The 10,230-nt window shown below is 76.3% G+C and carries 1 protein-coding gene; it reads right to left on the bottom strand.

Annotated features, from left to right (window positions below; genetic code table 11):
• Window positions 1–23: 23 nt before the first annotated feature.
• On the bottom strand, window positions 24–10,223 hold the full coding sequence (locus LRS74_RS22455) for a type I polyketide synthase (RefSeq protein WP_277742696.1): 10,200 nt from the start codon (window positions 10,221–10,223) through the stop codon (window positions 24–26).
• Between the last annotated feature and the right edge of the window lie 7 nt (window positions 10,224–10,230).

Raw genomic sequence — 10,230 nt, 5'->3', positions numbered from 1 at the left:
TGGTACTCCGTGCTTGGGCCGCGTCAGGAATCGGTGCCGTCGAGGCTGTCGAGGTCGAGCGCCATGTCGATGAGGTGCTGGACGTCCATCTCGTCGATGGACTCGGCGGCGTCATCGGCGCGGCTCGCGGCGGGCGTCGCCGCGTGCGGGTCGGCCAGCTGGAGCAGCGACTCCAGCAGCCCGGCCTCCCGGATCCGGTTCATCGGGATGGCCGCCAGGGTCCTGCGCAGTTCGGCGTCCTGCGGGTCGGTGTCGATCACCGCCGCCGGGCCGGCGGCCGGGCCGTGGCCCGGGCCCTCCGGGGCCAGTTCGCGCAGCAGCTGGTCGGCCAGCGCCTGTGGGTTCGGGTAGTCGTATACGAGGCTGGCGGGCAGCCGGAGCCCGGTGGCCGCGCCCAGCTTGGTGCGCAGCTCGACCGCGGTGAGCGAGTCGAAGCCCAGCTCGTTGAAGGCGCGTCCGGCGTCGACGTCGGCGGCCGAGGCGTGGCCGAGGGCGGCCGCCACATGCCCGCGGACCACCTCCAGCACGGCGTCCCGCCGCTCGAGTTCGGAGAGTCCGGCCAGCCGCTCGCGCAGCGCCGGCGCCGCGCCCTCGGCCGCCGTGCCGCCCGCGTCCTCGGCGCCGTCCCGCAGGGCGGCGCGGACCTGCGGGAGGTCGGCGATGAGGGGGCGGGGGCGGGCCGCGGTGAAGGCGGGGGCGAAACGCTCCCAGTCGACGTCGGCCACGGTCGTGGCGGTCTCGTCGCGGGACAGCACCCGGCGCAGCGCCGCCATGCTCAGCTCCGGCGACATCGGCGGCAGGCCGCGCCGGCTGAGCTGCTCGGAGGCGTCGCCCTCGGTGGCCATGCCGCCGTCCGCCCACGGGCCCCAGGCCACCGAGGTGGCGGTCAGGCCGCGGGCCCGGCGCCGCTCGGCGAGCGCGTCGAGGAAGGCGTTGGCGGCCGAGTAGGCGCCCTGTCCGCCGCTGCCCCACACGCCGGCGATCGACGAGAAGAGCACGAAGGCGTCGAGGGTGCGGTCCTCGGTGTCGCCCGAGAACAGCTCGTCCAGGTGGACGGCGCCGGTCGTCTTGGCGCCCACGACGGAGGCGAACTCGGGGAGTTCGGTGCCGGTGCCGGGCACCTGGGAGACGCCCGCCGCGTGCACCACGGCCCGCACCGGGGCGCCGTCCGCCGCCAGCTTGTCCACCAGCGTGGTCAGCGCCTCGCGGTCCGCGACGTCGCAGGCCTCGACGGTCACCGTGGTGCCGGTGTCGGACAGTTCGGCCACGATCTCGGCCGCGCCCGGCGCGTCGGCGCCGCGGCGGCTGAGCAGCACCAGCCGCTCGGCGCCGTTGCCGGCCAGCCAGCGGGCCACATGCCGGCCCAGCGCGCCGGTGCCGCCGGTCACCAGGACGGTGCCGCGCGGGGTCCACTCGGTGCCGCCGGCGGGGGCGGTGCGCTGCGCGAGGCGCCGGACGAAGAGACCGGCGGCGCGGAGCGCGAGCTGGTCCTCGTCGCCGTGGGCGCCGGCGAGCACGCCGGCCAGCAGGCCCAGCGCCCGCTCGTCCAGCGCCTCCGGCAGGGCGGGGAGGTCGATGAGTCCGCCCCAGCGCTCCGGCTGCTCCAGCGAGACCGCCCGGCCCAGGCCCCAGACCTGCGCCTGTGCGGGGCTGTCCAGGCGGTCGGAGGCGCCGACCGCGACCGCGCCGCGGGTGGCGCACCACAGTCGCGCGGCCGCGTACTCCGGGCGCCGCGCCAGCGCCTCGGCCAGCGCGCCGGTCAGGGCCAGGCCGACCGGCACCGCCGGGTGCTCGGGGTGCGGCCGCTCGTCGAGCGCCAGCATCGAGAGCACGCCGGCGACGGGGCCGTCGGCCGCCGACGCCAACCGCTCGGCGAGCGCCGCCGGGTCGGTGTCGGCCGCGTCCAGCTCCACGCGGACGGTCCGCGCCCCGCGCCGCGCCAGCTCGTCGCCGACCGCGCCGACCCGGGCGTCGTCCGCGAGGCTCGCGGGGACGACGGTCAGCCAGGTGCCGCTGAGGGTGGGCGTGCCGGTCTGCGGCTGGGGCTTCCACTCCACGTGGTAGAGCCGGCCGTCCGCGGTGGCGCGCTCCTGCTGCCTGCGCCGCCACGAGGACAGGGCGGGCAGCACCGCGCTGAACGGCTGCTCCCCCTCCACGGCGAGCTCCGTCGCGAGGGACTCCAGGTCCTCCCGCTCCACGGCCTCCCAGAAGCGGGCGTCCACCGCGTCCGCGGGCAGCCGCCCGGCGGGCGCCGCGGCGCCGTCGGCCTCCGGCCAGAAGCGGCGCGGCTGGAAGGCGTACGTGGGCAACGTGGCCAGGTCGAGGCGCACGGCGCCGCCGCCGGCGTAGAACGCCGCCCAGTCGGGGTCCGTGCCCCGGACGGCCGCCTGGGCCACGGCGTGCGCCAGCGCCTCCGCCTCGGGACGGCCCTTGCGCAGCGCGGCGGTGAACACCGCGCCCTCGCCGGTGACGCACTCCTGCGCCATCGCGGTGAGCACGCCGTCGGGACCCAACTCGACGAAGGTCGTGACGCCTTCGGCCTCCAGCGCGCGGACACCGTCCAGGAAGCGGACCGCCTCGCGGACGTGCCGGACCCAGAAGTCCGGGCTGGTGATCTCCTCGGTGGAGACCAGCCCGCCGGTCAGGTGGGAGACGAGGGCGATTCGCGGGCTCTCGTACGTCAGCGTCTCCGCGACCGCCCGGAAGTCCTCCAACATCGCGTCCATACGGGGCGAGTGGAAGGCGTGGCTGACGGTGAGCCGCTTGGTCTTGCGGCCCTGGGCCTCGAAGCCGCTCGCGATCGCGAGGGCCGCGTCCTCGTCACCGGCGATCACCACGGACTGCGGGCCGTTGAGGGCGGCGATGCTGACGCCGTCGGTGAGCAGCGGAAGGACCTCGTCCTCCGACGCCTGCACCGCGATCATCGCGCCACCGGTCGGAAGCGCCTGCATCAGCCGGCCACGCGCGGCCACCAGCTTCGCCGCATCGGACAGCGAGAGGACACCCGCCACATGCGCGGCGGCCAGCTCGCCGATCGAGTGACCGGAGAGGAAGTCCGGCGTCACGCCCCACGCCTCGACCAGGCGGAACAGCGCCACCTCGACCGCGAACAGCGCGGGCTGGGTGAAGCCGGTCTGGTCCAGGGCCTCGGCGTCGTCGCCGAACACCACGTCCTTCAGCGGCCGCTCCAGGTGCCGGTCCAGCTCGGCGCAGACGGCGTCGAAGACCGCCGCGAAGGCCGGGTAGGCGTCGTAGAGCTCACGGCCCATGCCCAACCGCTGACTGCCCTGGCCCGTGAAGAGGAAGGCGGTCTTGCCGCCGTCCGCGGAGCCCGTCACCAGGCCCGGCGCGGACTCGCCGGCGGCCAGGGCCGCCAGGCCGCGGCCGAGCTCCTCGGCGTCCCGGCCGAGCAGCACGGCGCGGTGCTCCAGGGCCGCGCGGGTGGTGGCCAGCGAGTACGCCAGGTCCAGCGGCCGCGGCGCGTCGGCGGCGGCCAGGTGCGAGCGCAGCCGCTCGGCCTGGGCGCGCAGCGCGTCGGTGTCGCGGGCCGAGACCGGCCAGGCCAGGACCGGCGGGGCGGTCTCGGCGGCCGGGGCGGCCGGGGTCTCGGCCGGCGGGGCCTGCTCCAGGATCGCGTGGGAGTTGGTGCCGCTGTAGCCGAAGGAGGAGACGGCGGCGCGGCGCGGGCGGCCGGTCTCCGGCCAGTCCCGGGCCTCGGTGAGCAGCTCGATGTCGCCGGCGGCCCAGTCCACGTGCGGGGTGGGCTCGGAGACGTGCAGCGTCCGCGGCAGTACGCCGTGCTCGATGGCCTTGACCATCTTGATGATGCCGGCCATGCCCGCGGCGGCCTGGGTGTGGCCGATGTTGGACTTCACCGAGCCCAGGTACAGCGGCCGGTCGTCGGGCCGGTTCTGGCCGTAGGTGGCGAGCAGCGCCTGCGCCTCGATCGGGTCGCCCAGCGTGGTGCCGGTGCCGTGCGCCTCGACCGCGTCGATGTCGGTGGTGGACAGACCGGCGCCCGCGAGGGCCTGCCGGATGACGCGCTGCTGGGACGGGCCGTTCGGCGCCGTCAGGCCGTTGCTGGCGCCGTCCTGGTTGACGGCGGTGGAGCGCAGCACGGCGAGCACCGGGTGGCCGTTGCGCCGCGCGTCGGAGAGCCGCTCCACCAGGAGCACGCCCACGCCCTCGGACCAGATGGTGCCGTCCGCGTCGCCGGAGAACGCCTTGATCCGGCCGTCGGCGGCGAGCCCGCGCTGCCGGCTGAACTCCAGGAACGCGCTCGGGGTGGACATCACGGTGACGCCGCCGGCCAGGGCGAGTTCGCACTCGCCGTTGCGCAGCGCCTGGGCGGCCAGGTGCAGGGCGACCACCGAGGACGAGCAGGCGGTGTCGACGGTGAGGGCGGGGCCCTCCAGGCCGAAGGTGTACGAGATCCGGCCGGAGGCCACGCTCGACGAGTTGCCGGTGCCCAGGTGGCCTTCGAGGCCCTGCGGCTCGTCCAGCCACAGGGTCAGGTAGTCCTGCTCGTTGTTGCCGATGTACACGGCGGTCCGGCTGCCGCGCAGGGTGGCCGGGTCGATCCCGGCCCGCTCGAACGCCTCCCACGAGGTCTCCAGCAGCAGCCGCTGCTGCGGGTCCATGGCCAGGGCCTCACGCGGTGAGATCCCGAAGAACGCCGCGTCGAAGTCGGCGACGTCGTGCAGGAAGCCGCCCTCGCGGGTGTAGCTGGTGCCTTCGAGGTCGGGGTCGTCGCTGTAGAGGGTGTCGAGGTCCCAGCCGCGGTCCGCGGGGAAGGGGGTGATGCCGTCGCCGCCGGAGACCAGCAGCCGCCACAGGTCCTCGGGCGACCGCACGCCGCCGGGGAAGCGGCAGCTCATGGCGACGATCGCGATCGGGTCGTCGTCCGCGGCGGTGGTCACCCGGTCCGGGACGATCGCCTCGGCCGTGTCGCCGACGAGCTCGGCGCGCAGGTGGCCGGCGAGGGCGAGCGAGGTCGGGTAGTCGAAGACCAGGGTGGGCGAGAGCCGCAGCCCGGTCGCCTCGCGGAGCAGGTTGCGCAGCTCGACGGCGGTAAGCGAGTCGAAGCCGAGCTCCTTGAAGGCCCGGCCCTCCTCGACGGCCTGCGGTCCCGCGTAGCCGAGCACCGCCGCGACCTGCGTGCGGACCAGGTCGAGCAGCACGCGGTGCCGCTCGCTCTCGCTCAGCCCGGCGAGCCGCTGGGCCAGACCGGTGGCGCCGGCGTCGGCGGCGGTGCGCGCCGCGCGCCGCGCCGGGGCCCGGACCAGGCCGCGCAGCAGCGCCGGGACGGTGCCGGTGGTCGCCCGGGCGCGCAGCGCCACGGTGTCCACCCGCATCGGGGCCAGCGCCGGCTCGGTGACGGTGAGGGCCGCGTCCAGCAGGGCGAGGCCCTCGGCCGGGGACAGCGGGGGCAGTCCGGCCCGGCGCATCCGGCTGATGTCGACCTCGTCCAGCGTGCCGGCCATGCCGGCGCCCGCCCAGGGGCCCCAGGCCAGCGCGCTCGCCGGCAGTCCGGCGGCGTGGCGGTGGACCGCCAGCGCGTCCAGGAAGGCGTTGGCGGCGGCGTAGTTGCCCTGGCCGGGGCTGCCGAAGACGCCGGAGGCGGACGAGAAGAGGACGAACGCCGCCAGGTCCAGGTCGCGGGTCAGCTCGTGCAGGTTCCAGGCCGCGTCGACCTTCGGCCGCGCCACCTTCGCCAGCCGCTCCTCGGTCAGCGAGCCGATGGTGCCGTCGTCGAGGACGCCGGCGGTGTGCACCACGGCGGTCAGCGGGTGCGCGGCGGGGATGTCCGCCAGGACGGCGGCCAGCGCCTCCCGGTCGGCCACGTCGCACGCCGCCCAGGTAGCGGAGGCGCCGATCTCGGCGAGCTCGGCGGTGAGTTCGACGGCCCCGTCGGCCGCGCCGCCGCGGCGGCTGACCAGCAGCAGGTGCCGCACGCCGTGCTCGGCGGCCAGGTGGCGGGCGACCAGCCCGCCGAGCTGGCCGGCGGCGCCGGTGACCAGCACGGTGCCGTCCGGGTTCCAGTCGGCGGCCGCGGTCTCGTCGGCGACCGGCACCCGGGCCAGCCGCGGGGTGCGGACCACGCCCGCGCGGACGGCCAGCTGCTCCTCGCCGGAGGCGAGCGCGGCGGGCAGCGCGGCCCGGGAGGCGTCCTCGCCGTCGATGTCGAGCAGGACGAAACGGTCCGGGTTCTCGGCCTGCGCCGAGCGCACCAGACCCCATACGGCGGCCTGCGCGAGGTCCCGCGGTGCCGAGGCCAGCACCAGCCGGGAGCCGGCGAACCGCTCCTCGGCGAGCCACTCCTGGACGAGGGCGAGCGCCTCGGCGGTGGCGCGGTGCGCCGCGCCGGACGCGTCGGCCGGGTCGCTCGCCGCGGGTGCGACGAGGACGAACTCCGGCGTCTGGACGCCGGCGTCCACCGCCGCGGTCAGCGCGGCGAGGTCCGGGTACGCCGGGGCCCCGAGGCCCAGACGGTCGGCGCCCAGCACCGCCCAGGCGCCGGGCGCACCGGTGCCGGCGGCGGGCTGCTCGGCCCACTCCAGGCGGAACAGCGACTCGTGGTACGCGGCCCGCGCGGCCCGGACCTGCTCGGCCGAGACCTCGCGCAGCGCGAGGGAGTCCACGGCGGCGACGGGCGCCCCGGTGGCGTCGGCGATCTCCAGCCGGACGCCCTCGGTGCCCTGGAGCTCCAGGCGCACCCGCAGCTCGGTGGCGCCGCTCGCGTACAGCGACACCCCGCTCCAGGCGAACGGCAGCCGGCCCCGGCCCTGGTCGTCGGCGTCCAGGCCGAGCGCGTGCAGTGCGGAGTCCAGCAGCGCCGGGTGCAGCCCGAAGTCGGCGGCCTGCGCCTCCTGGCCCAGCCGCACCTCGGCGAAGAGTTCGGTGCCGCGCCGCCAGGCGGCGGTCAGCCCCTGGAAGGCCGGGCCGTACGGCAGGCCGCTGGCGGCCAGCGTCGCGTACAGCTCGGTCACCTCGGCCGCCTCGGCGCCGCTCGGCGGCCACGCGGTCAGCGCGAAGTCGGGCCGCGGGGCGCCGGTGGCGAGCACGCCGGAGGCGTGCCGGGTCCAGGGCTCCTCGGCCGGGGCGTCGGCCGCGCGGGAGAGGATGGCCAGCGGCCGGCGGCCGGCGTCGTCCAGGGCGCCCACCGTGAGCTGGAGCCGGATGCCGCCGCGGGCGGGCAGCACCAGCGGCGCCTCCAGGGTGAGTTCCTCCAGCAGGTCGCAGCCGACCTGGTCGCCGGCGCGCACGGCCAGCTCGACGAAGGCGGTGCCGGGGAGCAGCACCGAGCCCATGACGGTGTGGTCGGCCAGCCACGGGTGGGTGTCGAGGCCGAGCCGCCCGGTGAACAGGAAGCCGTCGCTCTCGGCGAGCGGCACCGCCGCGCCGAGCAGCGGGTGGTCCGCCGACTCCAGGCCCGCGGCGGTCACATCGCCGGTGGGCGCGCCCGGCGCCAGCCAGAACCGCTGGTGCTCGAAGGGGTAGGTGGGCAGCGCGGCCAGCACGGCCGGGTCGACGGGCCCCGCGCCGGTGCCGGCGAAGTACGCGGCCCAGTCGATCCGCACGCCGCGGACGTGGGCCCGCGCGACGGCGGTCGTCAGCGCCTCGGCCTCCGGGCGGTCCTTGCGGAGCACGGGTACGAAGGCGGCCTCGGTGCCGGTGAGGCACTCCTGGCCCATGGCGGAGAGGACGCCGTCGGGGCCCAGCTCCACGAAGGTGGTGACGTTCTGCGCCTCCAGGGCACGGACGCCGTCGAGGAAGCGCACCGCCTCGCGGACGTGCCGGACCCAGAAGTCGGCGGTGGTGATCTCCTTGGCCGGGACCACGGTGCCGGTGAGGTTGGAGACGATCGGGATGCGCGGGGCCTCGTAGGTGAGGGTCTCGGCGACCGCGCGGAAGTCGTCCAACATCGCGTCCATACGGGGCGAGTGGAAGGCGTGCGAGACGGTGAGGCGCTTGGTCTTACGACCCTGCGCCTCGAAGCCCGCGGCGATGGCGAGCGCCGCGTCCTCGTCACCCGCGACGACCACGGACTGCGGGCCGTTGAGGGCGGCGATGCTGACGCCGTCGGTGAGCAGCGGCAGGACCTCGTCCTCCGACGCCTGCACCGCGATCATCGCGCCACCGGCCGGAAGCGCCTGCATCAGCCGGCCGCGCGCGGCCACCAGCTTCGCCGCATCGGACAGCGAGAGAACGCCCGCGACATGGGCGGCGGCCAGCTCGCCGATGGAGTGGCCGGACAGGAAGTCGGCCGTGACGCCCCACGCCTCGACGAGGCGGTAGAGCGCCACCTCGAGGGCGAAGAGCGCGGGCTGGGTGTACCCGGTCCGGTCCAGGGCCTCGGCGTCGTCGCCGAACAGCACGGTCTTCAGCGGCCGGTCCAGGTGCCGGTCCAGCTCGCCGCAGACCGCGTCCAGGGCGTCCGCGAACGCCGGGTAGGCGTCGTACAGCTCACGGCCCATGCCCGGTCGCTGGCTGCCCTGACCGGTGAACAGGAACGCCGTCTTGCCGCCGGTGGCCGTGCCCTCGACCAGGCCAGGCGCGGACTCGCCGCGCGCCAGGGCGTCCAGGGCCGCGCGGAAGCCGTCGTGGTCGACGGCGACGACGGCGGCGCGGCGCTCCAGGGCGGCGCGGCCGACGGCCAGGGAGTGGGCGACGTCGGCGACGGGGTGGGCGGCGCCGTCGAGTCGGGCGGCGAGGCGCCGGGCGCTCTCGCGCAGCGCGGCCTCGCTCCTGGCGGAGAGGGTCCAGGGCAGGACGGCGGCGGTGGCGGCCGGGGCCGGGGCGGCGGGCGCGTCCTCCTCCTCGGCGGTCGGCTCGGGAGCCTGCTCCAGGATGGTGTGGGCGTTGGTGCCGCTCACGCCGAACGCCGATATGCCGACGCGGCGCGGCTGGCCCGTCTCCGGCCAGGTTCGGGCCTCGGTCAGCAGCGCGACCTCACCGGTGGACCAGTCGACGTTGGGGGTGGGCTCGTCCACGTGCAGGGTCTTGGGCAGCACCCCGTGCTCGATGGCCTTGACCATCTTGATGATGCCGGCGACGCCGGCGGCGGCCTGGGTGTGGCCGAGGTTGGACTTGAGCGAGCCGAGCCACAGCGGCCGGCCCTCGGGCCGCTCCTGGCCGTACGTCGCGAGGAGTGCCTGGGCCTCGATCGGGTCGCCCAGGGTGGTGCCGGTGCCGTGCGCCTCGACCACGTCGACCTCGGCGGCCGACAGCCGGGCGTTCTCCAGGGCCTGCCGGATGACGCGCTGCTGGGAGGGGCCGTTGGGGGCGGTCAGGCCGTTGCTGGCGCCGTCCTGGTTGACGGCGGAGCCGCGGACGACGGCCAGCACCTGGTGGCTGTTCTTCCGCGCGTCGGAGAGCCGCTCGACCAGCAGCACGCCGACGCCCTCGGACCAGCCGGTGCCGTCGGCGGAGGCGGCGAAGGACTTGCAGCGGCCGTCGGGGGCGAGGCCGCGCTGCCGGCTGAACTCCACGAAGACATCGGGGTTGGGCATCACCGTGACGCCGCCGACCAGCGCCAGCGAGCACTCGCGGGTGCGCAGCGCCTGGGCCGCCCAGTGGAGCGCGACCAGCGAGGAGGAGCAGGCGGTGTCGATGGTGGCGGCCGGGCCCTCCAGGCCGAAGGTGTAGGCGATCCGGCCGGACAGCACGCTGGTGGCGCCGCCGGTCAGGAGCAGGCCCTCCAGCCCTTCGGGGGCGCCCTGGAGGTCGTTGCCGTAGCCCATGGCGGCGGCGCCGACGTAGACGCCGGTCTTGCTGCCGCGCAGGGTGGCCGGGTCGATGCCGGCCCGCTCGAAGACCTCCCAGGAGGTCTCCAGCAGCAGCCGCTGCTGCGGGTCCATGGCGAGGGCCTCGCGGGGCGAGATGCCGAAGAACGCCGGGTCGAACTCGGCCGCGCCGGCGAGGAAGCCGCCGCCGCTGTTGTAGAACGTGCCCTTGCGGTCGGGGTCGGGGTCGGCCAGCCCCTCGATGTCCCAGCCGCGGTCGGCGGGGAAGCCGGAGACGGCGTCGCCGCCCTCGTCCACCAGGCGCCACAGGTCCTCGGGGGACGTCACGTCGCCGGGGAAGCGGCAGCTCATCGCGACGATCGCGATCGGTTCCTGCGCGTCCGCTTCCACCTCGGTCAGGCGGCGGCGAGCCCGGCGCAGCTCAGTGGTCATCCACTTCAGGTTGTCGAGAAGCTTCTCTTCGTTCGCGGTAGCCACTGAAACG

Origin of the sequence: Streptomyces sp. LX-29, assembly GCF_029541745.1 — a bacterium.
GTDB lineage: Bacteria > Actinomycetota > Actinomycetes > Streptomycetales > Streptomycetaceae > Streptomyces.
The sequence above is the reverse complement of the archived record's forward strand: the minus strand, read 5'-3'. Positions and strand labels throughout refer to the sequence as shown.